The organism is Streptomyces sp. 378 (assembly GCF_030124145.1).
In the GTDB taxonomy this organism is placed as follows: Bacteria; Actinomycetota; Actinomycetes; order Streptomycetales; family Streptomycetaceae; genus Streptomyces.
In genome coordinates, this window is the sequence record NZ_JASKMS010000008.1 from 212,847 (window position 1) to 239,167 (window position 26,321).

At 70.8% G+C, this 26,321-nt stretch carries 17 protein-coding genes; 8 read left to right on the plus strand and 9 right to left on the minus strand.

Annotation, left to right across the window (positions count from 1 at the left end; genetic code table 11):
* Positions 1 to 12: 12 nt before the first annotated feature.
* Entirely contained in the window at positions 13 to 2,574 is a 2,562-nt protein-coding gene (locus QNO09_RS14280) for a GH32 C-terminal domain-containing protein (protein WP_283970535.1), read from the minus strand.
* Positions 2,575 to 2,794: 220 nt separating this feature from the next.
* The gene (locus QNO09_RS14285; protein ID WP_283970536.1) at positions 2,795 to 3,757 is read right to left on the minus strand and encodes a carbohydrate kinase family protein; all 963 of its coding nucleotides are present in this window, start codon (positions 3,755 to 3,757) and stop codon (positions 2,795 to 2,797) included.
* A 281-nt stretch (positions 3,758 to 4,038) separates the two neighbouring features.
* Here QNO09_RS14285 and QNO09_RS14290 point away from each other — a divergent pair, with 281 nt between their 5' ends.
* The 4 genes from QNO09_RS14290 to QNO09_RS14305 all read left to right on the plus strand — a co-directional run bounded on the left by QNO09_RS14290 (position 4,039) and on the right by QNO09_RS14305 (position 8,172).
* A complete protein-coding gene (locus QNO09_RS14290) occupies positions 4,039 to 5,058 on the plus strand; it encodes a sugar ABC transporter substrate-binding protein (protein WP_283970537.1) in 1,020 nt (339 codons plus the stop codon).
* A gap of 180 nt (positions 5,059 to 5,238) precedes the next feature.
* Complete coding sequence (locus QNO09_RS14295; RefSeq protein WP_283970538.1) at positions 5,239 to 6,252, plus strand: ABC transporter permease; 1,014 nt, start codon at positions 5,239 to 5,241, stop codon at positions 6,250 to 6,252.
* Positions 6,249 to 7,076 carry an ATP-binding cassette domain-containing protein gene (locus QNO09_RS14300; RefSeq protein ID WP_283970539.1) on the plus strand — a complete coding sequence of 276 codons (828 nt, stop codon included), beginning with the start codon at positions 6,249 to 6,251 and terminating at the stop codon, positions 7,074 to 7,076. Before QNO09_RS14295 ends, QNO09_RS14300 begins: the two co-directional genes overlap by 4 nt.
* A gap of 64 nt (positions 7,077 to 7,140) precedes the next feature.
* Positions 7,141 to 8,172: a LacI family DNA-binding transcriptional regulator gene (locus tag QNO09_RS14305; RefSeq protein WP_283970540.1), complete on the plus strand. Its 1,032-nt coding sequence runs from the start codon at positions 7,141 to 7,143 to the stop codon at positions 8,170 to 8,172.
* A 37-nt stretch (positions 8,173 to 8,209) separates the two neighbouring features.
* On the opposite strand, the gene QNO09_RS14310 is transcribed toward QNO09_RS14305, so the two are convergent.
* The 5 genes from QNO09_RS14310 to QNO09_RS14330 all read right to left on the minus strand — a co-directional run bounded on the left by QNO09_RS14310 (position 8,210) and on the right by QNO09_RS14330 (position 13,530).
* Positions 8,210 to 8,752, minus strand: coding sequence for a cysteine hydrolase family protein (locus QNO09_RS14310; protein ID WP_283970589.1), 543 nt, complete (start codon positions 8,750 to 8,752; stop codon positions 8,210 to 8,212).
* 149 nt (positions 8,753 to 8,901) lie between these two features.
* Positions 8,902 to 9,711: an SDR family NAD(P)-dependent oxidoreductase gene (locus QNO09_RS14315; protein WP_502962294.1), complete on the minus strand. Its 810-nt coding sequence runs from the start codon at positions 9,709 to 9,711 to the stop codon at positions 8,902 to 8,904.
* Between the two features lie 501 nt (positions 9,712 to 10,212).
* Entirely contained in the window at positions 10,213 to 11,046 is an 834-nt protein-coding gene (locus QNO09_RS14320; protein ID WP_283970542.1) for an alpha/beta fold hydrolase, read from the minus strand.
* Positions 11,047 to 11,145: 99 nt separating this feature from the next.
* Positions 11,146 to 11,985: an alpha/beta fold hydrolase gene (locus QNO09_RS14325; RefSeq protein WP_283970543.1), complete on the minus strand. Its 840-nt coding sequence runs from the start codon at positions 11,983 to 11,985 to the stop codon at positions 11,146 to 11,148.
* 396 nt (positions 11,986 to 12,381) lie between these two features.
* Positions 12,382 to 13,530 (minus strand): serine hydrolase domain-containing protein, encoded by a 1,149-nt coding sequence (locus QNO09_RS14330; RefSeq protein ID WP_283970544.1) that lies wholly within the window; start codon positions 13,528 to 13,530, stop codon positions 12,382 to 12,384.
* Positions 13,531 to 14,251: 721 nt separating this feature from the next.
* Here QNO09_RS14330 and QNO09_RS14335 point away from each other — a divergent pair.
* Together QNO09_RS14335 and QNO09_RS14340 are read left to right on the plus strand one after the other, a co-directional pair.
* On the plus strand, positions 14,252 to 17,446 hold the full coding sequence (locus QNO09_RS14335) for an AfsR/SARP family transcriptional regulator (protein WP_283970545.1): 3,195 nt from the start codon (positions 14,252 to 14,254) through the stop codon (positions 17,444 to 17,446).
* Positions 17,447 to 17,748: 302 nt separating this feature from the next.
* Entirely contained in the window at positions 17,749 to 18,330 is a 582-nt protein-coding gene (locus QNO09_RS14340) for a sigma-70 family RNA polymerase sigma factor (protein ID WP_283970546.1), read from the plus strand.
* Between the two features lie 51 nt (positions 18,331 to 18,381).
* On the opposite strand, the gene QNO09_RS14345 is transcribed toward QNO09_RS14340, so the two are convergent.
* Together QNO09_RS14345 and QNO09_RS14350 are read right to left on the minus strand one after the other, a co-directional pair.
* Positions 18,382 to 19,173, minus strand: coding sequence for a hypothetical protein (locus QNO09_RS14345; protein ID WP_283970547.1), 792 nt, complete (start codon positions 19,171 to 19,173; stop codon positions 18,382 to 18,384).
* On the minus strand, positions 19,170 to 19,796 hold the full coding sequence (locus QNO09_RS14350; protein ID WP_502962293.1) for an ABC transporter ATP-binding protein: 627 nt from the start codon (positions 19,794 to 19,796) through the stop codon (positions 19,170 to 19,172). The genes QNO09_RS14345 and QNO09_RS14350 overlap by 4 nt, the downstream gene beginning before the upstream one ends.
* Before the next feature lie 320 nt (positions 19,797 to 20,116).
* On the opposite strand from QNO09_RS14350, the gene QNO09_RS14355 reads away from it, so the two are divergent.
* Together QNO09_RS14355 and QNO09_RS14360 are read left to right on the plus strand one after the other, a co-directional pair.
* Positions 20,117 to 21,346 carry a flavin-containing monooxygenase gene (locus QNO09_RS14355; protein ID WP_283970549.1) on the plus strand — a complete coding sequence of 410 codons (1,230 nt, stop codon included), beginning with the start codon at positions 20,117 to 20,119 and terminating at the stop codon, positions 21,344 to 21,346.
* A gap of 283 nt (positions 21,347 to 21,629) precedes the next feature.
* Positions 21,630 to 25,952, plus strand: coding sequence for a LysM peptidoglycan-binding domain-containing protein (locus tag QNO09_RS14360; RefSeq protein WP_283970550.1), 4,323 nt, complete (start codon positions 21,630 to 21,632; stop codon positions 25,950 to 25,952).
* Positions 25,953 to 26,321 lie beyond the last annotated feature (369 nt).

Below are 26,321 nucleotides of genomic sequence, written 5' to 3' on the forward strand. Positions count from 1 at the left end.
CCGGTGTCCTTGTCAGTCGTGTGCGGAGTCGAGGTGCCAGACGCGGGCGCGGTCCAGCCTCACCGAGCCGTTCTCGGCGAAGATCTGCACTCCCTGGGCGGCGGGGTCGGGGAAGATCTGGTCGGTGATCACGGCCTCGCCGCTGCCGCCGAAGACCTCGACGGACGACCAGTCGACGAGGATCCGCAGCCTCACCTTGCCGTTCTCGGCCTTCAACGGCGCGGTCTGGACACCGGGGAAGGTGCTGTGGAAGTCCACGGCACCGGAGCGGGTGCGGTCGACGTACAGCTCCTGGGTCGTGGTGTCGTAGCCGATGACGGTCTCCTCGCCTCCGGCGCCGGTGCGCACCTTCAGGCCGAAGCGTTCGGCGTCCTCGAGGGAGAAGGTCGCCTCGATGTCGAGTGCCTTGCCCTGGGCGGCGGGGCCGATCAGTGGCCGGGTGGCGCTTTCGACGGTGACGCCGGACGCCGTCGGCGGCCCGCTCTTCCGGAGGGACTTCAGGCTGTCCACCGGCTTGCTGGTCAGCCGGATCCGGCCGTCGATCGTGCGCAGGGCCATCTCCCGGGGAATGCTCTGCGCGCCGCGCCAGGGCGAGGTGGGGGTGGCGCCGCTGTAGTCCCAGTTGCTCATCCAGCCGATCATGTGGCGCTTGGCGCCCGGCGCGTTCTCCCAGGACACGGCCGCGTAGTAGTCCTTGCCGTAGTCGGCCCAGTCGGCGCGCTGTACGGCGGACCGGGCGGGGGCGTCGGCGGCGGTGAACCGGTCGGCCAGGATGTGGCCCCAGCCGCCGGTGTTCAGGTCGACGATCTGGATGCGTGCCTTCTTGCCGGCGTAGGGACGCAGGTCGAAGGAGGCCCAGTCCAGGGTTTCGCTGTCGGCGCCGGTGGCGCTGCGGACGATCCGGCCGTCGACGACCAGGTTGACGGATGTCTCCCGGGAGACGGGGTGCGCCTCGGCGTCGGACAGCATGATGTGGTCGACGTTGATGTGACCCCAGCCGCCGGTGTTGTCGTCGACGATCCTGATCCGCGCCTTCTTGCCGGCGAGGTCCTTGACGTTCCAGGAGGCCCAGTCGAGCGCCTCGCCGTCCTTCCCGGTGGTGCTGCGGACCACCTGGCCGTCGACGAGGAGTTCGACTGCGGTGGGGTGGTCGGTGCCGGTGGGATGGTTGCCGCCGCCGACGAGGAAGTTGACGTGGTCCTTGTCGAGGGTGAATTCCGGCGAGGTGAGGGTGCCGGTGGTGGAGTCGCCGTTCAGGTAGCTGTTGACGAGGCCGCCGCCCCGGAACCCGGAGACGTGCTGCTGGTCGGGGAGGGTGCCGGTGGCCGGTGCCGAGCCGAAGGCCTGGCCGGTCGTCGTCCAGTCGCCGTAGCTGCCGCCTTCGAAGTCGGCCAGGACCGTTCCCGCGGGCGGGTCGCCCTGTTCCAGGGGCGTCCCGGACACGTGCGGGTGCCGTCCGCCACCGACCTTGAAGTTCAGGTAGCGGCTGTCGACGGTGAACTCGGGCGAGGTGAGGATGCCGGTGGTCGCGTCACCGCCGTGGAAGCTGTTGGCGAGCCCCTTGCCGTCGAAACCGTCGACGGTCCCCTGTCCGTCCAGCGCCCCGGCCGCCGGTCCGGCGCCGAACGCGGTACCGGTGGTCGTCCACGCGCCGAAGTCGGTGTGCTCGAAGTCCTGCGTCACCGTGCCGGCGGGCGGGGTGTAGGTGCCCTTGTCCTCGGCGGTGAACTTCTTGCCGTCGAAGTCGCCGAGGAAGTACTGGGCGGCCGAACCGCCCGCGATGCCGCCGGGGTTGATGTTGACGACGAGGACCCACTTGATGTTGTCCTTGTCCCCGTCGACCGCGAGGGGGAACAGGTCGGGGCACTCCCACACGCCGCCCGTCGCGCCGGCCGGCCCGAAGTCGCTGAGCAGCTCCCAGTCCTTGAGGTTCTTCGACGCGTAGAACCGCACCTTGTGCTCGGTGGACAGCGACACCGTCATCAGCCAGCGCTTGGTCGGCTCGTGCCACTGGACCTTGGGGTCGCGGAATTCCTTGGAGCCGATGTCGATGACCGGATTGCCCTGGTACTTGGTCCAGGTACGGCCGCGGTCGGTGCTGTAGGCGAGCGACTGGGCCTGGATGCCCGTGCTCTTGTGATGGCTGGTGTAGACCGCCACCATGGGCGGGTTCTGCCTGGTGCCGAAGCCGGTGGTGTTGTCCCGGTCGACGACCGCGCTGCCGGAGAACACCATCTCCTCGTCGTCGTGCGACAGAGCGAGCGGCAGTTCCTTCCAGTGCACGAGGTCCTTGCTCACCGCGTGCCCCCAGGACATGTCGCCCCACACGTTGCCGCTCGGGTTGTACTGGTAGAAGAGGTGGTACTCGCCCTTGTGGTACACGAGGCCGTTGGGGTCGTTCATCCAGTTCTTCTCCGGGGTGAAGTGGAACTGGGGCCGGTATCTCTCGGAGCGCGGCGGGGGATCGGCGGCGACGGCCTGGGGGGCCGGTACGGCTGCGGACAGGGCGCAGACGGTCGCCACAGCGGCGATCATCCGTGCACGGGCCTGCCGGGATGCACGTCCTGAGCTCATCGCGTCTCCTGTGCTGCGGCCGTCCGCACGGCGGAGTCCGACGCCCGGGCGGAACCGGCCAGAGAGTGACACCCTCCGGGCGCTGTCGTCCACCGCGCGGAAAGGGGTGTCATCGTTGACTTGTGTCATCGATGACATCGAGTGGCCCGATGATGGACGCAATCCGGTCGACGCGTCAACGGTTCGGCCAGGATGCCGTGTTGGGCGGGTCGACCGTCCCTCATACGCGGTCGGCTGCGGCGAACTGCTCCAACTGGCTCTGCCACGGAGGGTTGGGGCCGGCGACCGAGCAGGTCAGGGCCGCGACCCGGGTGGCGAAGCGGCACGCTTCCGCGATGTCGTCGAGACGGGTCTCCGCCAGGCGGCCCCCGAGGAGGCCGCGGACGCCGAGGTGGTGCAGCAGCCCTGCCGTGAAGGAGTCCCCCGCCCCGACCGTGTCGGCGACAGTCGTCTGCACGGCAGGCACCTCCACCCGTTCGCCGGCGAGCGAGGCCAGGGCGCCGTCGCCGCCCCGCGTGATCACCACGAGCCTCGCGCCGGCCGCGTGCCAGAGGTCGCACGCCTCCTCGGGCGGCGTGCCCGGCAGCAGCAGTTCCAGGTCGTCCTCGCTCAGCCGCAGCACGTCGGCGAGGCCGCACCAGTGCGCCAGCCGGGCGCGGTAGACATCGGGGTGGACGAGCAGCGGCCGGACGTTGGGGTCGATGCTGATGGTCGCGTGCGGGGCGGCCGCCGCCAGGAAGTCCTCGACCACCGCCGCTCCGGGCTCCCGCACCAGGGCCAGGGAACCGGTGTGCACGCAGGCGGTCGCGGAGAGGTCCACCCGTGCCAGTTCCCGCGCCGTCCACTGCCAGTCGGCCGTGTTCTGCGCGTGGAAGGAGAACGCGGCCCGCCCCTGGGCGTCCAGCTCCGCCACGGCCAGGGTGCTGGGTTCCGCGGCCCGGACGGCGCTCGACAGGTCTACACCGGACGTCTCCAGGTGGGCACGGAACAGGCGGCCGAAGACGTCGTCCGACAGCCGCGCGAGGAAGCGGGCCGGGGTGCCGAGCCGGGCCAGTGACACGGCCGTATTCGCAGGTCCCCCGCCGGGCAGCACCCGCAGGGCGAGTTCGCCGGAGGCGCTTGCGGGTTCGGCGAACGCGTCCGCGACGCACTCCCCCAGGACGGTGATCTGGCGCGGGCTCATGGGCTGCTCTTCTCTGACGGACGTACGGGCACACCGGGCGGGTGGTGGCGCGGTGGGCGGGCGGGGACGGTGCGGACGGCCGCGGCGTCGGCCGCCATCACTGCGGGGAGGTCGCGAGGCGTTGCCGATTTGTGACGAACGCAGGGCATTGACGTTTCCGGGAGAGGGAGTCCATCATCCTCGCCATGCGGTGTCAACGATGACATAAGTCAACGATGACACTCCGAGCGGCCAGCTCCGTCGCCAGCCCTCTGCCGCTCGCCACACCTCAGGAGTCGAACATGCCTCGCACCACTCGTCTGTCCTCCTCCCTCCTCAGAGCGGCCGCCGTCACAGGTGTCGCGGCCCTCACCCTGACGGCCTGCGGATCCGGCTCCGGTTCGGGCTCCGCCGGCTCATCGGGCTCGGGCAGTGTCAAGGTCGGCCTGATCACCAAGACCGACACCAACCCGTTCTTCGTGAAGATGAAGGAGGGCGCGGAGAAGGCCGCCAAGGAGAACGGCGCCGAACTGTCCACCGCCGCAGGCAAGTTCGACGGGGACAACGCCGGTCAGGTCACCGCCCTGGAGAACATGGTCGCCGCCGGAGTGAAGGGCATCCTGATCACTCCGAGCGACTCGAAGGCGATCGTGCCCGCGATCGAGAAGGCCAAGGCCAAGGGTGTTCTGGTCATCGCCCTGGACACCCCGACCGACCCGCAGAGCGCGGTCGACGCCCTCTTCGCCACCGACAACCTCAAGGCGGGCGAGCTGATCGGCCAGTACGCCAAGGCCGCCATGAAGGGCAAGTCCGCCAAGATCGCCGCCCTCGACCTGGCGCCGGGTGTCTCCGTCGGCATCCAGCGGCACGACGGCTTCCTCAAGGGCTTCGGCGCCACCGACAAGGACGTCGCCTGCGCCCAGGACACCGGCGGCGACCAGGCCAAGGGCCAGACCGCCATGGAGAACTGCCTCCAGAAGGAACCCGGCATCAACGTCGTCTACACGATCAACGAACCGGCCGCCCTGGGCGCGTACACCGCGCTCAAGGCCAAGGGACGGGAGAAGGACGTGCTGATCGTCTCCGTCGACGGCGGCTGCACCGGCACCCAGGCGGTCAAGGACGGCAAGATCGCCGCGACCTCGCAGCAGTACCCGCTGAAGATGGCCGCCGAGGGCGTCAAGGCCGTCGTGGCGTTCGCCAAGGACGGCAAGAAGGCGTCCGGTTACACCGACACGGGCGTCACGCTGATCACCGACAAGGCGCAGGACGGCGTCACCTCCAAGGACACCGGCTACGGCCTGGAGAACTGCTGGGGCTGAGCCGCCCCGACGACCGTACGACGGCGCCTCCCCTCCCTCGGGGCGGCCGGCCCCTCCTCCCGACCGAGGGGACGGCCGCCCCCTCGTTCCCTTGTCCTCCGGCTTCTGCTCTTCCTCCGGCTCCTCCGCCGAGGGCGGACGGGGACGGACAAGGACTCCGTCTTCCGACAAGGACTTCGCATGACCGCCACGTCCACGCCTCCGAGCACGTCCTCGCCGTACGCCGGGCTCAAAGCGCCGACCACGGCCCGCCGACTGCTCACGGCACCCACCACCGGCCCCCTGGCCGCCCTCCTCCTGGCCTGCCTCTTCTTCTCCTTGTCGACCGAGCAGTTCCTCACGGGCGGCAACTTCTCGCTGATCGTGCAGCAGGTCATGGTCGTCGGCACCCTCGCCATCGGCCAGACCCTGATCATCCTCACGGCGGGCATCGACCTGTCGTGCGGCGCGGTGATGGCGTTCGGCAGCATCATGATCGCCAAGATGGCCGCCGAGGGCTCGCTGCCCCCGCTCGTCGCCATCGCCGTGGGCATCGGCGTCTGCGGCGGATTCGGGCTGCTGAACGGGCTGTTGGTGCAGAAGATCCCGCTGCCGCCGTTCATCGTCACCCTCGGCATGCTCAACGTGGCGTTCGCGCTGACCCACATCTACTCCGAGGAGCAGACGGTCACCAACCTGCCCGGCCCGCTGACGGCCCTCGGACAGACCTTCCCGCTCGGCAACACCGACATCACCTACGGCTCCCTGGTCACCATCGCCCTGTTCCTCCTCCTCGCCTACGCGCTGAGCAGCACCGGCTGGGGCCGTCACGTCTACGCCCTGGGCAACAGCCAGGAAGCGGCGCGGCTGAACGGCATCCGCACCTCCCGCCTGACCATCGGCGTCTACACCACGGCCGGCCTGCTCTACGGCATCGCCGCCCTGCTGCTCATCTCCCGCACCGGAGTCGGCGACCCCCAGGCGGGACAGACCGACAACCTCGACAGCATCACCGCCGTGGTCCTCGGCGGCACCAGCCTCTTCGGCGGACGCGGTGCGGTGCTGGGCACCTTCATCGGCGTCCTCATCGTCGGTGTCTTCCGCAACGGACTTCAGCTGATGGGCGTCGCCTCCATCTACCAGACCCTGATCACCGGCGTCCTGGTGATCCTCGCGGTGACCGTCGACCAGATCTCCCGGAAGAAGGCCCGATGACCTCCTCCACGCCCGTCCTTCAGGCCCGCGGTCTGGTCAAGCGCTACGGCCATGTCACCGCCATCGACGGCGCCGACTTCGACCTGATGCCCGGTGAGGTCCTCGCCGTCATCGGAGACAACGGAGCGGGCAAGACCAGCCTCATCAAGGCACTCACCGGTGCGGTCGTCCCGGACGAGGGCGAGATCCGCCTCAACGGCGAGCCGATCCAGTTCTCCGGCCCGCAGAGTGCCCGCGCCCACGGCATCGAGACGGTCTACCAGGACCTGGCCGTGGCCGCGTCCATGGACATCGCCTCGAACATGTTCCTCGGCCGTGAGCTCCGCCGCCCCGGCGTCCTCGGCAGCGTCTTCCGCATGCTGGACAAGAAGCGCATGCGGAAGGAGGCCGCCGAGCACATGGCCGACCTGAAGATCGGCCTGCGCTCGCTGACCCAGTCGGTCGAGACGCTCTCCGGCGGACAGCGGCAGGCCGTCGCGGTCGCCCGTTCCGTCGCCTGGGCCCGCAGTGTCGTCGTCATGGACGAGCCCACCGCCGCCCTCGGCGTCAAGGAGTCCGGACAGGTCCTCGACCTCATCCGCCGGGTCCGCGACAAGGGCATGCCGGTGGTGCTGATCAGCCACAACATGCCCCATGTCTTCGAGATCGCCGACCGGATCCACATCCACCGGCTGGGTCGGCGCGCCGCCGTGATCAAGCCGGCCGACTACTCCATGGCGGAGGTCGTGGCCATCATGACCGGCGCACTCACCGTCGACGCGGCCGGGGATACTGTCGTAGCGGATTCCGCGGCGGCGAAGGCCGCTGGAGTCCAGGCCAACTGAAGCACTCACAGGTACCGGCCGAGGCCGCGGCCGGGACCGACGAGCACAGGAGACTGTTTCCTCCATGGCAGCGAACCGCCGCCCGACCATGGCAGACGTCGCCCGAGAAGTGGGCGTCAGCGCCAAGACCGTCTCCCGGGTTCTCAATGAGGACGGATACGCCTCGGAACAGACCAGGGAACAGGTTCTCGCCGCCGTTGCCAAGCTCGGCTTCCAGCCGAACCTCATGGCCCGCAACATCCGGGTGGGAGGGCCCGACACCACGATCGGACTGGTCGTCCCCGACCTGGCCAACCCCTTCTTCGGGGCCGTGGCCAGGAGTATCGAGGACACGGTCCGCGACCGGGGCCTGACCCTGCTCGTGGGCTCCTCCGCGGACGACCCCGACCGCGAGCGCTCGTTGACCGACAAGTTCCTCGCCCGCCGCGTCAGCATCCTCATGGTCGTACCGTCCGTCGGCGCCGACCACTCCCCTCTCAAAGCCCACCGCACCGCGGGACTGCCCGTCGTCTTCATCGACCGCCCCGGCACGGGCCTGGCCACGGACAGCGTCGTCAGCTCCAACCGGGACGGCTCCCACGAGGGCGTCGCCCACCTGATCGCCCATGGACACCGGCGCATCGGCTTCATCGGCGACCTGCCCACCAAGCTCTACACCCGCCGCGAGCGCCTGGCCGGCTACCGCGCGGCGCTGCAGGAAGCCGAGATTCCCTACGACCGCTCACTCGTCGTCAGCGCGCACGACCAGCAGGGCGCCGAGGCGGTGACCGCGAAACTGCTCGACCTGGCCGATCCCCCCACGGCCCTGTACGCGGGCAACAACATCATGGCGATGGGCATAGTGGCCGAACTCGCCCGCAGCAAGCGCAAGGACGTCGCCTTCGTCGCCTTCGACGACGTCTCGCTCGCCGAAGCCCTCGAACCGGCGCTGACCGTCGTGGCCCAGGACCCCGGGGAAATCGGCAGGACCGCGGCGGCGACCGCCCTCGCCCGCCTGGACGGCGACCGGTCCCGGGCACGGACCGTCACCGTCCCCACCCGCTTGATCGTCCGAGGCTCGGGCGAACAGCGGGCGCCCGGCACACGGGAGTCATGAACGGGCCGTCTCCGCCGGGGCGGGGGCATCTGCCCTGTCATGTGGCCGGGCCGGACACGGACTCGATCCACTCCTCGACGGCGACGACATCCGCCCACTGCGGGAACAACCGCTCGATGAGGACCCGGTGCACCTCCGGGTCGGTGTCCAGGCAGGCGTCGGCGAGGACGGTGAGCCCGAAGTCCAGATCGTTCGCCTGGCACACGGTGGACAGCACCACGGCGCTGGTGGCGATGCCGGTGAGCACGAGGCTGTCGATGCCGCGCGCCCGCAGCACCACGTCGAGATCGCTGCCCGAGAACGCGCTCGCCCGCCTCTTGGTGACCACCACACCCGGCCGGGGCGCGACCTCGGGGTGGATCTCGGTGCCCGGGGCGCCCTCGACGTAGAGGCCGGCCTGTGCGACGGCGGCGAGAGCCCTGTTGCGCGTCCCGACCTCCGGGAAACCGGGACGCAGTGCGATGACCACGTAGATCACCGGGATGCCCGCCGCCCGGGCCCCGTCGATGGCCCTGCGCAGGCGCGACAGGTATCCGGAGCCGTCGTCGGCGATGTCCACGATGGCCCGTTGGACGTCCATCACGAGTAAGGCGTTGCTCAAGTGGCCTCCAGAAGAGTGGAGTTCAGGTGCCGGAAGGGTCCGGCTTCCGACGGTCGAATCGTACGGCCCTAGGCCCCGGGGGGCTGGACGCCGCTTCGACCGGTGGCGGGGCCGGGATCCGGCGGAACTCAGCGAGGAGTGTCGGATACGCCATCGCCGCGTGGCGCCACATGGAAGTCGAACGCGAGCGTCCCGGGATCCAGGGCCGTCGCCCCGCCGTCGACGGTGAGCACGGCGCCATTCACATACGACGCCGCCGGGGACAGCAGCCAGTCGACGGCCTCCGCGATCTCACGCGGCTCACCCGGCCGACCCAGGGGAAGGAGCCTGGTCACCTCTTCGTAGGCCGCCCCCACACCGTCTCCTCCCAAGTCCGCTTCCTCGGCGAAACGCGCCATGCGGCGGTCGGCCATCTCGCTTCTCACCCAGCTGGGACACACGATGTTGGCACGCACGCCCTGACGTCCGTAATCGACGGCGACGGAACGGCAGAGCTGGAGCAGGGCCGCCTTGGACGTGGCGTACGGGGCGTTGCTCGTGCCGTTGCGCAGCGCGGACACCGAAGCGACCGCGACCACAGCCCCGCTCGTCTCCACCAAGTGCGGGATCGCCGCGCGAAGGAGCAACAGCGGGCCGGTGACGTTGGTGCGCATCACCTCGTCCCAGTCCTCCATCGACAGGTCGCCCACGGCCCCACCACGCCCGATACCTGCGTTGAGTACGAGTCCGTCGATGCGTCCGTACGCGGCCAGGGCGGCTCGGACGAGACCGCCGACGGCCTCGGGGTCCCCGATGTCGGACGGATGCGCGAGTGCTCCGGTCTCCGTCTCAAGGCGTCGCAACGGCTCGCTTCGCCGGCCGGAGACGACCACGTGGTGACCTTCTTCGCGCAGGAGCCGGGCGGTGGCCTCCCCAATGCCCGTACCTCCACCGGTCACGATGACAACTCGTCGGTGCACGACTGCTGTTCCGGCTCCTTCCGGGTCGCAGGACGCAGCCGAGTCTAGAACCCGCTGATGCATCGCTGACGACTTTGAGACACAGCACGGTGCGGTGGCGGTGGTAGGGGGAACCCGCCACCTGATTACCTGTCGTCCAGCCGAGGCAAGCCCTTCACCCGGCCCGCCCGCGGCATCGGCACGTCCTGGCCGGAACGTGCTCGCCGCATCGCTCCCACGGCCTTCTCGGCTTTCAGAAGTCAACTTGGCACAGCAAGGCGCCGCTCCGGCTCTCGAGCCATGCCGGAGCCACTGGGCGGGCAACTGGTCCGGATGGAACAAGGGTTCACGCACCCCGCCGTCGTGGGAGCGACGGCGGGGTGCGCACGGTTCACGGTCCTGCCGACGAGCGGCCCGCGAGCGAACGAGCAGGCTCGGCCTCGCGCCCACCGGGTAACGGGGCCCGTGCCCGCTCCCGGCAGAAGGGCCGTAGGCCTTCGGTCACTTGGCCAGGAAGGTGAGGAGCGCCTGGGTGACTTCCTGGGCGTGGGTCCACAGCAGGCCGTGCGGCGCGCCGTCGATGACGACGTAGTCGGCCTGCGGGAGTGCCTGGTGGAAGAGGTTGCCGGTGGCCTCGATGGGCAGGATGCGGTCGGCGGTGCCGTGCAGGATCAGCGCTGGGACGTCGATCTTGGGAAGGTCGGCACGGAAGTCGGTGGACCAGGTCGCCACGCAGGCCAGGGAGGCGTACGCGGAGGCTCCGGCGGCCACGTTCCAGCTGTTGCGTACGGCTTCCTCGCTGATGCGGGTCCCGAGGTTCTCGTCGAGGTTGTAGAAGTCCTCGTAGAACGCGGTGAAGTAGGCGTAGCGGTCGGCGGTGACGGCCTCTTCGATGTCCTTGAAGACGGCGCCGTCGACGCCGCCGGGATTGTCGTCCGTCTTGAGCAGGAACGGCTCGAGGGAGGCGAGGAAGGCGGCCTTGGCGACCCGGGCGGATCCGTAGGTGCCCAGGTAGCGGCCGACCTCGCCGGTGCCCATGGAGAAGCCGACCAGGACGACGTCGTTGAGGTCGAGGGTCTCCAGGACCGTGTGCAGGTCGGCGGCGAAGGTGTCGTAGTCGTAGCCGGTGGTGGGCCGGCTGGAGCGGCCGAAGCCGCGCCGGTCGTAGGTGATCACGCGGTAGCCGGCCGACAGCAGGGCGGCGGACTGCTTCTCCCAGGAGTGGCCGTCGAGCGGGTAGCCGTGGATCAGCACGACCGGCTGCCCGGCGCCGTGGTCCTCGTAGTACAGCTCGATGCCGGTCGAGTTCTCCTGGCCGACGGTGATGAACGCCATGGCGGTTACTGCCTTTCGGTGGATACGCGTCTGGTGATGCAGTGCCCTGGTGGGCGCGAGTGTGGGGCGTGTGCTGAGACGACGGTGTGGAGCCGTCGGTCAGCGGACCGTGCGGGCCGCCCGCTCCACGATGCGGGCGACGGCCTCGGGGCGGGACACGGATACCGCGTGTGATGCGTCGACGGTCGTGGTGCGGGCCCCGGCGCGGGCCGACATGTAACGCTGGGCGGCCACGGGGATGTTGAGATCCTCGGTCGTGACCAACGACCAGGAGGGGATCGTCTTCCAGGCGGCTTCCGTCGACTTCTCCTCCAGCGCCGCGGCGGCGATCGGACGCTGTCCCGCTGCCATGAGCCTGGCCTTGGCCGCCGGCACGTCCGCGGCGAACTGGTGGCGGAACTTCTCCGGCTTGATGTACACGTCCGCGCCCTGATCGCCGTTCGGCAGCGTGTAGTTGACGGACTCGATTGCCTGGCCCAGGGTGCTGCCGGGGAACTTGTTCGTCAGCCCGAGCGAGCTCTCGCCCGTGTCGGGCAGGAACGCGGCGATGTAGACCAGCGCCTTCACCTTGCCCTCCAGGCCCGCGGCGGCCTGGCTGATAACGGTACCTCCGTAGGAGTGACCGACCAGGACGACGGGCCCCTCGATGTGGTCGACGACGCTGCGCAGGTAGGCGGCATCGGTCGCCGGACCACGCAGCGGGTTGGCGGCGGACACCACGGGGTGGCCCGCACGCTGCAGCCGAGTGACCACACCGTCCCAGCTTGCGGCATCGGCGAAGGCCCCGTGCTCCAGCACGATCGTGGGACGTATCGGATGATGGGGCGCCGCACCGGCCGCGCCGGGCAGGGTGACGGCGGCCACGGACAGCCCCACGGCCGCTGTGGCACCGAGCAGGGCGGTTCTGCGGCTCGGACGGGCCAGGCGGGTGATGCGCATGCGTGAATGTCCTCTTCCTTGGTTGTCGGCCCTCACCGGGCCGCGCCGGAGCGGCGAGTGCCTTTGTGGATGACCGAGTTGATGTGCGTTCCGTCTGAGCCGGCTGGTCGGCACGGATCGGAGGATGGTGGGCGACGCGCGACTGCGGCCCGGAGAGCGGCCGGCGGGCTGCGGCCCGACCCGGCCCCGGAGCATCGCCCGACCCCGCAACGGCCGGGGCGGAACGTCTTTCGTCCTGTCCTGCGAGGAGAGGACAGGGCCGGTTCACCCCGGGAACGGGATGTTCGTTCGCGGGCGTCGAACGTGGCTGCGTGAGGCCGGGTGGTCCGCCACTTCCCGATGTGATCGAGCCTGTGGTCGTGGGCGTTCCTCGGTTCTCACGCTTCGTGAGGATCCTCAGTCGGTGGAGTCCAGGACGTCGTAGACCTGCCTCATGTAGCTGAGGGTGCGCTCCGAGCCGAGGATTCCGTCGCCCAGCCGGTTCATCGTGTACGAGAACGTGACGCGCCGGTCGAGGTCCATCATGACGATCGAACCGCCCCGGCCGACCCAGAAGCAGACTCTTCCGGTGGGCATGTGCGGCATCGTCCTCGCATCGGCGAGCGCGAAGCCGAGGCCCCAGCGCACGGGAACGCCCAGGAACAGGTCGACCCCGTCAGCCTGTACGTCGAGGGCCTTCTCGACCGTCTCCGTGGAGAGGAGCCGTTGGCCGTTGACCTGTCCGCGCCGTGAGATCACGGAGAGGGCACGGGCCATGCCTCGTGCGTTACCGTGCCCGTTGACGGCGCCGAGTTCGGCGCGGCGCCACCGCGGGGTGTCGACGTGCTCGTCCCGGGCGGGGCTTCCTAGCAAGGTCTTGGTGAAGATCCCCTCGGGGTCGAGGCCGGCGGGTATGCCGGAGAGCGGCGACGGGGCGACCAGCTCGGCGATACGCGGCCAGTCGGCCTCCCGCGCACCGATCTGGACGTCGGCTCGCGACGGTGCGGCGATCTCGGTGTCGACGAACTCGGTCAGCGTACGGCCGCTGACCCGCCGGACCAGCTCTCCCACGAGCTGCCCCTGAGTCTGCACGTGGTAGCCCGAGGCACTGCCCGGCTCCCACCAGGGCGCCTGCGCGGCCAGCCGGGCGCTCGCGGTCGGCCAGTCGTACAGATCGTCCACGGTGAAGGGCTGCTCCCAGCCGGAGAGCCCCGAGGTGTGGGCCAGAACATGCCGCACCTCGATGCCCTGCTTGCCCTGAGCAGCGAATTCGGGCCAGTAGTGCGCGACCGGACGGTGAAGGTCCAGTGCCCCCCGGTCGACGAGGACGAGGGCCGCCAGATTGCTGAGGGTCTTGGTGGTCGACCACAGGCTGACCAATGTGTCCTCGTGCCACGGGACGGTCCGCGCTTCGTCGGCATGCCCTCCCCACAGATCGACTTCCATGACTCCGTCCACATCGACGGCGATCGACGCCCCCAGCTCCTCGCCGGACTCCAGGTGCGCTGCCAGCGCCGCTCGGACCGGTTCGAACCGGGCGGTGTTCGTTCCTGCGACGATGACCATGTCTTTCCCTCGCTCCTGACGACGACCGTTCGCTCCGTCAACGGGGAGAAGGCCACGCTGGTTCACGCCGCGTCGCAGGTGAGACGCGTCTGTATCGCTGCCTTTCGCGCAGGAGGTCATTGGCCGTCCCGATCCGTGGCCAGGGTGGTCGAGCACCCTGGCATGGCCCGTGCGCGCGGCCGTCACCTCCCCCTCGGCGAGCACTCGGCCGAGGCATGCCGGCGGCGGGGGCGGCCGACGTGGCGGCCGGTCCGGTGTTCGAGCAGGCTGGTCTCGTCCCGATCCACGGCGCACACCGTGCTCGGCGTTCCACGGACCGGGGCTCCCCCGTGGGCGAGGGAGCCGCACAGCGTATGGCCGCCGGCAGGGGCCTTCCGGTCAGGACGGGCGGCGTGCGGCGTGGCTGCGGGTCCCGCCGCGTGGCGGGAGCGCCCTCGCCACGGCGGCCCGTCACGGCTCCGACGACGTCGATCGCGCCCGGTGGCGCCCTGCTAATGTCCTGACCGGTATGCGGGAAGCGGACGACGAGGTCCTCGCCCCCCCCTCCCCTACTCCGGTCCCTCGCTTCGGCGGACGGGTCACCGCGTGGGAGAGCCGCGGGGGCCCGGGTGGGCCGGCACCCGATGTTCGTCACCGCGGCAGTGGCAGTGGATCTCCCACATGTGCGCGGGTCATGGTCATGTGGGTGGCCCGACGGTGGCGCCGTCGAGCAGGATTCTGGGTGGGTACGGTGACAGCTGCGGGGCGGGGTCTCGACTTCGGACTGCTGGGTCCGCTGGTGGTACGGCAGGCGGGCGCGGTACTCGATCCGGGCCGGCGCAGGCAGCGGCTTCTGCTGATCCGCCTGCTGCTCGCCGACGGCCGGGCGGTCGCTCCGCAGACGCTGTGCGAGGAACTGTGGCCGCAGCGACCGGGACAAAAGCCGGGCGGAGCGATGGGCTCCCTGCACGCCCATGTCAGCAAGATACGGGCGGTCCTGGAACCCCGGCATCTGCGCCGGGAGGGCCCCTTCGAGGTACTGGTCACCGAACCCCTGGGCTACGCCCTGCGGGTACCGCCCGAGAGCCGTGACACCGTGCGCTTCGAGCAGACCCTCGCCCAGGCACGCCGGTTCATGGATCAGGGCCGGGCCGAACGTGTCGTGGAAGAGGCCGGAAAGGCCCTGGAGATGTGGCGTGGCAGCGCGTTCGCCGACGCCGCGCACCACCTGTTCGCCCTCCACGAGGCTGCACGCCTGGAAGAACTGCGGCAGACCACCCGCGAGATCCGCACCACTGCCCTGCTCCTGCAAGGACGGGTTGCCGAAGCACTGGACGCGGCGCAGGGAATGACGACAGAGCATCCCCTGCGGGAGACCGGCTGGGCCCTGCTGCTGCGTGCCCTGTACCTCGCCGGCCGGCACCCCGAAGCGCTTCAGCGTTACACCGACCTGCGTCGGCACCTCGCCGACGAACTCGGCCTCGAACCCGGCCCCTCCCTGCGCGCTCTGCACCACGGCATCCTCCACCACGATCTGCCTCCCCTCCGCTCAGCCGATGAGCTGCACAGGTCCGGCGCGGCTACGGTCCGCGGCGAGGCGTCCGGGCGCGGCCACGCCCCGGTCGGCCCCGCCGTGTCCGGAGGCCCTGACGAGGGTCAGGCGGCAGCGTCCGCCGGCCCGGCCGCCGACGAACCGGCCGAAGCAGCCGATCCGTCCGGTGCGAGTCGCGACCCGGCCGCGGATGACGAGGGAGCCGTGCCGGCGCCCTCGGCACGTCCGGCACAACTGCCGCGCGGTCTTCCGGTGTACGTGGGGCGGGAGGCCGAGGGCGCGTGGCTGTCGGCCGTGAGCGGTGCACCGGGCAGGCTCGACCCGGCCGTTGCCCCTGTCGTCGTCATCAGTGGTGCTCCCGGTGTCGGCAAGACCACCTTCGCCGTCCACCATGCCCACCGCATCGCCTCCGCCTTCCCCGACGGACAACTCTTCGTCAATCTGAACGGATTCCACTCCCACGCACCCGCCGTCGAACCCGGCAACGCCCTGCACGGCTTCATCACCGCCCTCGGCGTTCCCGCCCAGCGCATCCCCGAAGACACCTCCGGCCGCAGTGCTCTCTTCCGCAGTCTCCTCGCCGACCGGCGGGTCCTCCTCGTCCTGGACAACGCCCGCGACGAGCAACAGGTGCGCCCCCTGCTTCCCGGGGGAGCGGGCTGCCTCACCCTGGTCACCAGTCGCAACCGACTCCCCGGCCTGATCGCCACCGACGGCGCCAAACCCCTCACCCTCCCGCTGCCCTCACAGACGGAAGCCCACCAAGCCCTCGAACGACGCCTGGGAACCGAACGACTGGTCGACGAGCCCACCGCCACGGCCGACATCATCCGCCTGTGCGGACGACTTCCCCTGGCCCTGTCCGTGGTCGCCGCCCGCGCCGAACTCGATCCCTCCCTCCCCCTTCTCGCCATCGCCGACGAGCTGCGGCACACCCACGGCGGCCTCGACGCGTTCACCGGCTTCGACACCACCACCGACGTACGCGCCGTCTTCTCCTGGTCCTACCAGTTGCTGGACGAGTCCACGGCCCGGCTCTTCCGCCTTCTGGCCCTGCACCCCGGGCCCCATGTCACCGCACCCGCCGCCGCCAGCCTCGCCGGGCTCACCCTCGCGCGAACACGCCGCGCACTCGCCCACCTGCTCGGTTCCTGCCTCGTGGAACAACCGCTGCCCGGCCGCTACAGCCTGCATGACCTCCTGCGCGGCTACGCGACCGAGCTCACGCACCTCCACGACACCACCCAGGAACGCCATGACGCCACTCTGCGGTCCATGGACCACTACATGTTCACCGCCTACGAGGCCAACCAACTCCTCAAACAGGACACGTCGTCCGACCTCGACCTCGGTGCGCCCGCCCCGGGAGTCACCCCGGAGAACCTCCCCACCGTGCAGCAGGCGGCCCGGTGGCTCGCCGCCGAGCACCGGGTGCTGTCCGGTCTGCTCCACACCGCGGTCGGCCGGGAACTGGACCACCACACCACCGGGCTGGCCTGGTCCCTCAAGGAGTACCTCAACCGCCAGGAGTTCTGGCCCGAGGCCATCGCCGCGCTGACTCCCGCCCTAGAAGTGGCCCGACGCCAGAACAACCGCCTTGAGGAAGGCCGTTGCCTACAGCACCTCGGCGGCATCCACGGTTATCTCGGCCACGAGGAGCAAGCCCTCCAGCACCTGCGACGCGCCGTCGCGATCTTCGAGGAGCTGGACGCAACCGGTGAGCAGGCCCGGGCCCACTACGTCACGGCGTGTGCGCTGTTCCTGTCCGGCCGGACCGAGGAAGCCGTGACGTCCTCCGAACGGGGGCTGGAGCTGTCCCGGGAGACAGGTGAGGAGCTGTGGTTGGCCGAGTGCCTCATCGAGCTCGCCTGGTTCCACTCCAACCTGGGACATCTCGAGCAAAGCCTGCTGTACAGCGAGGAGGGCATCGCCCTGTTCCGGCGTCTGGGCGCGCCGTGGCAGCTGGCCCAGGCCTGGGACATCCTGGGCTACAACCTCCGTATGCTCGGCCGTCACGAGGAATCGGTGGCCACCTACCTGCAGGCGACGCGGGCGTTCGAGGAACTGGGCGACCACAGGAACGCCATCGGCTCACTGATGCGGCTCGGCGACACCCGGCTGGCCCTGGGTGACCGGGAAGGCGCACGAGCGGACTGGGTCCACGCCCTCGGCAGGGCCGACGAGCAAGCCATGTCCCACACCGCCCAGCAGGTGCGTGACCGGCTCATCGCCCTGGACATGGATGCGGATCCCACGCCCACCGTGCCGGAGAGGGCGGTGGGAAGCCATCGGCTCCCGGTCCCGAGGAGTGTGGATCCTGCGCGCCAGGACTCCGACCGGGACGGTTCGGCAGATGGTCACTCGTCCTCGTCCGCCCTCCGGTGAGCCCTCGGCGGGCGAAGGGTTTCTCCCCTCTCTGCATGTGCCGCTCTCCTGTGAACGACCGGAGCAGGGCGGCGGTTCACCCTGTCTCGCGAAAGCCCCGCCGCCCGGGCGCGATTCCCGCCGGTGATGACCGGCATCACCTGCCGGCCGCCGACCTCCCCCTGCTCCTTGTCGCTCTCGCCCAGAGGCACGACAAGGAAACGACAAGGATGGGCCAAGGGCTCCCAACGAGTGTTGAGCCACTCGACCGCGCTTGCGGAAGAGCACGCCTCAGAACACTTGAACAGGAATGGGCACTACCCATGAACGGGATCATGGACGCGGGGGCCACCCTCCTCGCTCCGGCTCGGGCGCACGCCCGGCCCGTCGCATCGGACACCGACTGCGATGCCTTCGTCCGAGACATCTACGATCAGTACGGGCCTCTGCTCCTGCGGTACGCCACACGGCTGCTGGACGGCGACTGGCACAAGGCCGAGGACATCCTCCAGGAGACCGCGGCCCGCGCCTGGAAGCACGCCCGGTTCCTGGGCACCCGCGGCGAGCACCTGCGGCCGTGGCTGTTCACGGTGACGAGGAATCTCGTCACCGACCACCATCGGGCCCGGCACATCAGGCCGCTGGAGCTTGCCCCGGTCGAGGACCGGGACGCCTCATGGGACAGCACGGAATCCACGATCACCTCCCATGCGGTGCTGAAGGCCCTGCGGGAACTGAACGAGCAGCAGCGAACCGTCATCCGCCTCATGTATTACCTGGAATGCAGCGTCTCCCAGACGGCCGAACACCTCGGCATCCCACCCGGTACCGTCAAGAGCCGCGCCTTCTACGCCGTGCGGGCACTGCGCAAAGCGTTGCGAAAGCAGGGGGTTTCCGGGCCATAGCCACGGCACGACGGTCGAACCCCCCGGACCCCACTGCCAGCACGACAGGCGTCACCCTGCCCGGACTCCCCTCCTGAGGGACAACGGGGAGCGGGACGGGCGGTGGGTGTGCAGCACGAGCAGAGCGAGGGCGCCGGTCGCCGCGGACCAGGTGACGGAGAGCAGGCCGTGGGACCAGGGAATGTGCGCGGTGAGGGCTGAGCTCAGCGCCAACTGGTTCACGCCGTACAGAGGAAGGGCGGACACGCCGGCCACATCCATGAGTGTGTTGAAGACGGGGTTCTGCAGGCCGGTGTCGACCAGGCTGAGCATGATGATGAGGAAGAAGCCCTCCAGCTCGCCGCGTACCAGAGAGCCGAGCAGAAGGCCGATGCCGCCGTAGGCGAGGCCGGCACCCGCGAGGGCCAGCCCCAGGGGGACCGGGTGGCGTACGGGCAGGGAGGTCCAGAGCAGGATCGTGGTGTAGAGGGCCAGCAGGGCGGCGGTGAGGGCGACGGCGGCAAGCTTCGCCAGCAGCATCGGCAGCCGGGGGTAGCCGGCCAGCAGCAGACGGCGGTCCAGCTGCCGGGACTGGAAGGTCTCGATGAAGGTGACGAAGCCCGCGACCATGGTGACGGCGCCCAGCGCGCTCGCCACCTGGCCCACCTGACTGGCCGGGGAGGAGACGGGGGTGCTGATGGCGTCCAGGCGGATGCGCACCACCTGGTCGGAGGTGCACAGGTGCGCCACGGCGATCCAGACGGGGATGAACACGACCGCCAGGACCAGAGCCAGCCGGTTGCGCAGGTGGCCGAGCAGAGTGCAGCGCAGCAGTTCGGTGAAGGCCGTCCAGGTGAGCCTCAACGGTCGGTCTCCTCGAAGTGCAGACGCCCTTGGCGCAGGTGAGCGATCGCGTCGAAGTGGTGCTGGTCGTGCAGCAGATGCGACACCACGATGATCGACCGGCCCTGATCACGCAGGTCGGCGGCCAGGGTCCAGAACCGCTGATGGGTGTCCCAGTCGAAGCCCTGGTAGGGCTCGTCCAGGACCAGCAACTGTGGATCGTGCATGAGGGCGATCAGCAGATTCAGCTTCTGCCGCGTTCCGCCACTGAGTTCGCCGACCTGCTGTCCTCGGCAGCCGGTCAGCGCCAACAGCTCCATCAACTCGCCGGCGCGCTCCAGCGTCGGCATCCGGTAGGCCATCTGGAACAACCGCAGATGCTGTCCGACGGTGAACGCGTCGTTGAGTACCGCCTGTTGTGGGCAGTACCCCACCGCCCCGGTCCGTGTCACCGTTCCTCGATCGGGTGCGAGGTGTCCCACGGCGATCCGCAGCAAAGTGCTCTTGCCCGCGCCGTTCTCGCCGACGACTCCCACCAGCGTCCCGGCCGGCACGTCAAGGTCGACGTCGCGCAGGACCTGCCTGCCGCCGAACGCCTTGTGGACTCCGCTGATCCGCAGTCGTGGCCGGTGCCGCGTCGTCACTGCCTGCACGTGAGCCCTTCGAACGATCGGACAGATGGAGCGAGTCGACCCGGAACCGCCGCGGAGACCGTGCCGCGCAGGCCCGTGTCCTCTGGCCCGTCTCGCTCATGACTGTTCGGCTGCGCCCGGCCGGAGGATCCGGGCGCTGGGCGGCCCCCCGCGCACGCAGGGCACGCTGCCGCCCGCTGTCTCAACGAGCCCGTACCGCCGGTGTAACGGCGCCCACCCGCTGTGCCGGCGAACAGCCGGCATCACCGCTCCGAAGGCTCGGCCTTCCCGTCGAGCGTGACGTGAGCCGGGGGCTGCCGTTGTAGGAGGCGATGCCCACGACACCACAGCGAGACGTCAGCGCTCCCGCGATCGTGATCGGAGCCGGTCCCCACGGCCTGGCGGTCGCCGCACTACTGCGCCGCTCCGGCGTACCGGCCGTGATCCTGGAACGGTCGGACCGCGTGGGAGCGAGCTGGGCGCAGCGCTACGACCATCTGAGGCTGCACACCACCCCTGGCACCTCGAAACTCCCCGGCCTGCCGGTGCCGCGCCAGGCAGGCCCGTGGGTGAGCCGGGACGACTACGTGCGATACCTGGAGCGATACGCCGACCATCACCGACTCGACATCCGGGTTCACACCCCGGTGCGGCGCATCGAGCGGTCCGATCCCGCTTCGGGCGCCCGGTGGCGGGTCCGCACCCCCGACGGTGCGGTGCCCACGGGGGCGGTGGTGGTGGCCACCGGCCGCTGCCACATCCCGAACCTTCCCCGGTGGCCCGGGAGTTCGACGTTCACCGGCACGCTGCTGCACTCGGCCCACTACCGTTCTCCGGCCCCCTACCGTGGGCAGGACGTCCTGGTGGTCGGCGCCGGTAACAGCGGTACCGAGATCGCGAGTGTCCTGGCCGGGGCCGGAGCCGGGCGGGTTCGGATCGCGGTTCGCACCCCACCCAACATCCTGCCCCGCTCCAGCGCCCGTTGGCATGCGGCCGGCCGGCTGACGGACGTCCTCCCGCTCGCGTGGCGCGACCGCACCTCCCTGCTCACGCAGCGTCTGTCGGTGCCCGACCTGACCTCACGGGGACTGCCACGGCCCCGCACCGGGCTGTACACCCGCAATGCCCGCGAAGGGGTCAACCCCGTGCTCGACCACGGCTTCGTGGACGCCGTACGGTCCGGTCGGGTCGAGCCGGTCGCGGCCGTCCAGGCGTTCGAGGGTCCCGAGGTGGTACTGGCCGACGGCACGCGTCTGCGACCCGACACGGTCATCGCCGCCACCGGCTACCGGCCCGGCCTGCACGACCTGGTCGGGTCCCTGGGCGTGCTCGACGAGGCCGGGCGACCCCTCGCCGTGGGGGGACAGAACCATCCGGCAGCCCCGCGCCTGTACTTCGCCGGATTCACCAATCCCCTCACAGGTGTCCTTCGCCAGGCGGGTGTCGAGGCGCGCGCCATCGCCCACGCGTTCCGCCACGAGAGGACGCGGGCAACCGTCCCCACCCCCCGGCCCGGCGACCGCACGGCCGACGCACTCGACAACGGGCCCGCTCCGGGCTGACGGAGCTTCCCGGCCCTGGGACGGCGTGCCCCGCGCGGCGATCGGACGCCGCGGTGACGGCCGGAGAAAGGTGTGGACGCCTCGGCGGAGCCCAGCGCAGGGGACCACGTCCAGCACCGCGCCGGAGCCACGCACCGCCGCAGCAGACCGGCCTCGTACACCGCGTCCGGCAATACGAAGCGGGACTCCGCCACCCCCACCTGGCCATGCCCCTGCAGCCGGCGCGTCAACCGCCGCAGCCGGCGCCCGCTCACCATGGGGTGCGGTACGTCAGGTCCTCTCGATGGTGACCCGCAGCGGCCCGGCCCCCCTCCGGTCCGGCACCGCAGGGCATGTGGCGGCCCTCGCCGAGGTGGAGAGGTTCCTCACCCTGCTGTGGGAGTGCAGTGTGGTGGGCGGCGGCGGGTACTGGCTGCACCTCGCGGGTGACGTACCCGAATCGGTGTTCGACCAGGACGGCAACGCCCGGCTGACGCTGATCGTCCAGCCGGCGTCGCTGCCGGCATCGGAGCCCGACCGGAGCCTGCACCCCTTCACCAACGCGGTCGTCGTCGGCGACGGCGTCGATCCGGCGTCGGTGGCGCTGTCGGTGCGCGCGGATCCCCCGGAGCTGCGGTCGGCCGCCACCGCCGATCCCGGCCGGATCGGCTTCACCGCGCGGCTGGCCAAACCGGACGACGAGGACACCACCCCTCAGGAGCAGTTGCGCCGCCTGTACGGGCTGCTGGGCTACCAGCTGCTGGACGAGACCGGCCTGCCCCTCAGCGGCGAGGGCCGGCCTCTGTCGCCGCGCCCGGCCGACGGCTCCGACGCCCTCGGACTCCCGGTGACGGCGGACGAGGACGCCGAGGCTGAGTGGGAGTTCAGCCGGGCCGTCGACATCAGCCGCTTCGCCGCCTCCCGCGTCCCGCAGGTGCCGGGCATGCCGCCCGCCGACGGCGACCCGTACGCCGGTGACGCCGCCGACGCCACGGCGACGATCTCGGTGTGGTTCGGCGACGTGTTCGGCAACCGTTCCGGCGACCCCTGCGAAGTGCCCGTGCCGGTGCGCTACACCGACCCGGTCCTCGGCGTCGGCGCGTTGCCGTCCACGACCACGCGGTACACCGTGGAGAAGGCCGGCGACCTGGCGGAGCTGAACGTCGCCGTCGACCTGCAGGCCGTCGCCTTCCAGCCCGGCCCCCTCGGCACCGGCGCCGAGGCCGCCGCCACGGCGGCAGGCGGCCGGGAACGGTTCGCGGCCGCCTGCCGCCAGCTGATGCAGCCTGACGTCACCGCCCGCCTGCTCACCTCGCTGCAGCAGTCCCCCGGCGCCGAGCCGACCCCGCTGCCGGCCGGCAGCGGGCCGCTGCGCCGATACGTCGCCGGCACCTACATCCTGCTCGGCTGCCTCTCCGCCGTCGGTTCCGCCGTCGCGACCGGTGCCTCGACGCTCGACGAGGTGTGCCGGCGGTACGGCGTCGGCTTCGACGCGCTGGCCGCCGTCAATGCCGGCACCTCCCTGGACCTGCTCGTCGGTGGCAGCGTGGCGGTGCCGGTGAGCGCCGTCTTCCGGCACGGCGACACGGTCACGGCGCTGTGCGCCGCGCTCACCTCGCCGCCGGACCCCGGCGGCGTATTGCTGGACGAGGACAACATCGTCCTGCCGCTGAGCCCCGGCACCGAACTGGCCGTGCCGCCGCACGAGGAAACCGTGCCCGGCGGCTCCCCGTCCGCCGCCGCGCTGGCTGCCCCCTTCGGCTGCTCCCTGGCCCGGCTGGTCACGGCCAACCTGACTAGGCCGGGGTTGCTCACGCCCGGTTTCGTGTTCGAGGTCAACGGCCTTCAGGTGGCCGTCGCGACCGACCCTCCGGAGAGCGAGGCCACCCTGGCCGGGGTCACCGGCGTCTTCAACAGCGCCGACGTGCCGCTCGGCGCGGTGGAGATCGTGGCGCTGAACGCCGACCAGCCGGGGATGTTCCGCACCGGTGCCGCCGTCGTCGTCGACGGCTATCTCGCCGTCAGCGGCGACACCCTGGCCGCCAACGGTGCCGAACGCACGCCCGACGAGCTGGCGCCGCTGAACACCGGCACCCCCGACCTCTTCCCGCCCGGCACGCCGGTGTTTCTCACCACCGTGCCCACGCCCGTGCCGTCCGGCGAGACCCTGGCCCGCTTCGCCGAGGTCCACGGCACCACGCCCGGCGATCTGCTGCGGCACAACGGGGCCGCGCCGCTGCCGGCCGGCACGGCGCCGGTCGTGCCGGGACGCTGGGCCTGGCCGGACTCGCCGACGCGGTTGCGGGTGCCGTACACCGTGCGCACGGGCGACTCTCTCGCCGCTCTCTCCGAGCGGTTCCCCGGCGCCGACCTGGTGGAGGTCAACGCGGGCACTCCGGGCACGGTGGCTCCCGGGGTCACCGTCACCGTCGACGGCCTGTCGGTGACCACGACCGCGGCCGCCTCGTTCGACGAGGTCCGCAGCCTGTTCACGCCGCCGGTGACGCCGACCGCACTAGCCACGGCACTCGGCGAGCGGACCGACGTCCTGGCGCCCGGCGCGCTGCTGTTCTGCCCGCCCGGCGTGGTGCCCGCCGCGCCGTCCGGCGAGACCGGCGTCACCCCCCAGGCCGCCGCCGACGCGTTCGGCATCACCGCGGTCGCGCTGCTCGCCGCCAACGCGGGTACGCCGGACCTGCTGCTGCCGGACCGGCCGCTGCGCGCCGGCACGACCGCGAGTGACGGCGGCGAACCCGGCGAACTGGTCGAGGTGACCACGGCGTCCGACACGCTCACCGCCGTGGTCGAACGCCTGCGCCGCCGCGGTATCAGCACCGACGTCGAAACCGTCGCCGACGCGAACGCCACCGAGCCCGTCCTGCGCCCGGGTGCCCGCGTCGTCGTACCGCCGGCCACCGCCTGCCTGAGCGCACGGCTCGGCGAGGGCGGATGGGTGTTCCCCGGGCCCGTCTTCCCGGTGACCGTGACGCTGGAGGTCTCCCGCGACCCCGCCCGGGTCGATCCCGCACTCGCCGAGTCGGCGACCCGGCACCGGACCGCCGTTCCGGCTACCCGTACCACCGACCCCGCGCAGGGCGGGGCCCGCGGGCTGGCTGCGTTCGCCGAGCGGTTGCATCACGCCGTACCGCCCCTCCGACTGGCCACCGGCCATGCATCGGGCACCGACCTGTGGGCGGTCGTCTTCGGCGAGAACGGCATCAAGTCCGTCTCGATCGGCACGTCCGGCCAGCCGCGCACGTTCGCCCTGCGGCCCCTGTCCACCACGCTCGTCAGCCTGCAGCGGGTTTCGACGCCCGTGCTCGATGGAGGAAAGATCATCAGGTGGGAGGAGCGCGATCACCAGGGCGCGGACGCGGAGGTGTGGGCGCGCTCCTTCCTGGCCGACGTCGAACGCGTCCTGTCCCCGGCGTGCGTGCGCGGTGCCTACGGCGTGGCGCCCGCCGAGCTGAACCATCTCGTCGACGTCAAGGAGCGGCTGGCCGAGGCCGTCGCGAACGGTCTGGCTCCCGTGCTCGCCGCGGACGGCGAGGACGCCGACGACGCGCGGACGGCGGCCGCAGAGACTCTGCGTCAGGAGCTGCTGGCCTCCCTCCCCCGCGGCTACGAGACCCCAGCCGTCCTCCAGTACGACACCAGTGTGGACTCGGTGTGGCCGGACACCTACGCCCGGCTGACCGCCTCCCCCGTGCTCGGCGCCGTCGACGCCCCGCTCGGCCCGGGAGCGGCCGCCCTGTCGGGCGGCAAGATCTCGCTCGCCGACTCCGAACACGGGCGGCTCAGCCTCCTGCTGTCGCTGCCGGACCCCGCCGAACACGCCGCGCTCGACCTCACCCCGCACCTCAGCCTGCCGGAGATCGAGTTCGGCATCGAACCGGGTACCGACGGCTACGAGCGGTCCGACTGGCTCACGTTCCTCACTCCGCTGTCCAGCGGGGACCCCGCAGAGGTGACCGTCGAACTCGGCTCACCACGGGTCCCGATCCCGCTGCGCACCTACCCGCCGACGCCGGTCCTGCTCGACCACCAGGCCCTCGTCCCCGTCTTCGCCGGCACCCTGCGGGACGCGTTGCACTGGCAGTACCGGTGCACGGTCCGGCACCAGTCGGCCGAACAGGACACCGTCGAGCTCACGATGGTCTTCAACCAGTCGACGGCCGCCACGGCCCTGGCCGTGCCCAGCGACGGACTGTTCATCGTCCTGGCCCGCTACACCGCGGTGGCGGCGCCGCTGACGGGCCTGCTCAGCGGCCTGCGGGACCGGGAGCCCCCACCCGGTGGCGTGTCCACCGCCGAGGAGGATCAACTGGCTGACGCCCCGCACACGTTCACCCGGCTCGCCTCTATGGTGGCCGCTGCCTGGGCGGAGCACTGGAACGATGGCGCCGGCACCGCCGCGGTCTACCCGGCGGTGGCCGAGGCGCCGCTCGCGGAGACGTACCGGTACACGCTGCGCGTGAGCAGGATGACGACCGCTCCACGGTCGAGGCCGTGGAGCGGTTGCCGACTTGCGCCGCCACCAGGCACGATCACGCACCAGCCTGAGGAAAGTAGATCAGCGTGCCGTGCTCGCCACGCTGCAGGCGCTGCGCCCCTGCCCGCCCCATAGTCCCCCGGTTCCCGGGGCGTCACGGCACGTTGGCAATTCACCGGCGCTATCCGATCCGGGACGCCGCAGCACGCTCCGTCAGAATCAGCGTCGAACGAGCGTCAAGCCATTTCCCGAACCCGTCCCTCACGGAGTTGAGGCAGAGCGTTCTCGACCAGCGCCCCGCTCCGAAACCGCAGGTGAGGCTTGTGACGGGAACCTGCGTCGTGCTCCACGCGGTGGGCCTACGGAAACATGTCGGCACGACCCGCCCGCAACCTGGGAAACCAGAAGAACAGCAGGTCAGACGCCCTTTGCTGCGGGCTCAAGAATCGCTACACACTCCACATGCGACGTCATCGGGAAGCCGTCGGCTTGAACACGCTACGG

What these genes read in the sequence shown, in the direction of transcription:
- QNO09_RS14325 (WP_283970543.1), bottom strand. Translation starts at nt 11,985, where the DNA reads ATGCGCATCACCCGCCTGGCCCGTCCGAGCCGCAGAACCGCCCTGCTC.
- QNO09_RS14285 (WP_283970536.1), bottom strand. Translation starts at nt 3,757, where the DNA reads ATGAGCCCGCGCCAGATCACCGTCCTGGGGGAGTGCGTCGCGGACGCG.
- QNO09_RS14280 (WP_283970535.1), bottom strand. Translation starts at nt 2,574, where the DNA reads ATGAGCTCAGGACGTGCATCCCGGCAGGCCCGTGCACGGATGATCGCC.
- QNO09_RS14305 (WP_283970540.1), top strand. Translation starts at nt 7,141, where the DNA reads ATGGCAGCGAACCGCCGCCCGACCATGGCAGACGTCGCCCGAGAAGTG.
- QNO09_RS14295 (WP_283970538.1), top strand. Translation starts at nt 5,239, where the DNA reads ATGACCGCCACGTCCACGCCTCCGAGCACGTCCTCGCCGTACGCCGGG.
- QNO09_RS14355 (WP_283970549.1), top strand. Translation starts at nt 20,117, where the DNA reads ATGCCCACGACACCACAGCGAGACGTCAGCGCTCCCGCGATCGTGATC.
- QNO09_RS14340 (WP_283970546.1), top strand. Translation starts at nt 17,749, where the DNA reads ATGAACGGGATCATGGACGCGGGGGCCACCCTCCTCGCTCCGGCTCGG.
- QNO09_RS14310 (WP_283970589.1), bottom strand. Translation starts at nt 8,752, where the DNA reads ATGGACGTCCAACGGGCCATCGTGGACATCGCCGACGACGGCTCCGGA.
- QNO09_RS14320 (WP_283970542.1), bottom strand. Translation starts at nt 11,046, where the DNA reads ATGGCGTTCATCACCGTCGGCCAGGAGAACTCGACCGGCATCGAGCTG.
- QNO09_RS14360 (WP_283970550.1), top strand. Translation starts at nt 21,630, where the DNA reads ATGGTGACCCGCAGCGGCCCGGCCCCCCTCCGGTCCGGCACCGCAGGG.
- QNO09_RS14330 (WP_283970544.1), bottom strand. Translation starts at nt 13,530, where the DNA reads ATGGTCATCGTCGCAGGAACGAACACCGCCCGGTTCGAACCGGTCCGA.
- QNO09_RS14300 (WP_283970539.1), top strand. Translation starts at nt 6,249, where the DNA reads ATGACCTCCTCCACGCCCGTCCTTCAGGCCCGCGGTCTGGTCAAGCGC.
- QNO09_RS14290 (WP_283970537.1), top strand. Translation starts at nt 4,039, where the DNA reads ATGCCTCGCACCACTCGTCTGTCCTCCTCCCTCCTCAGAGCGGCCGCC.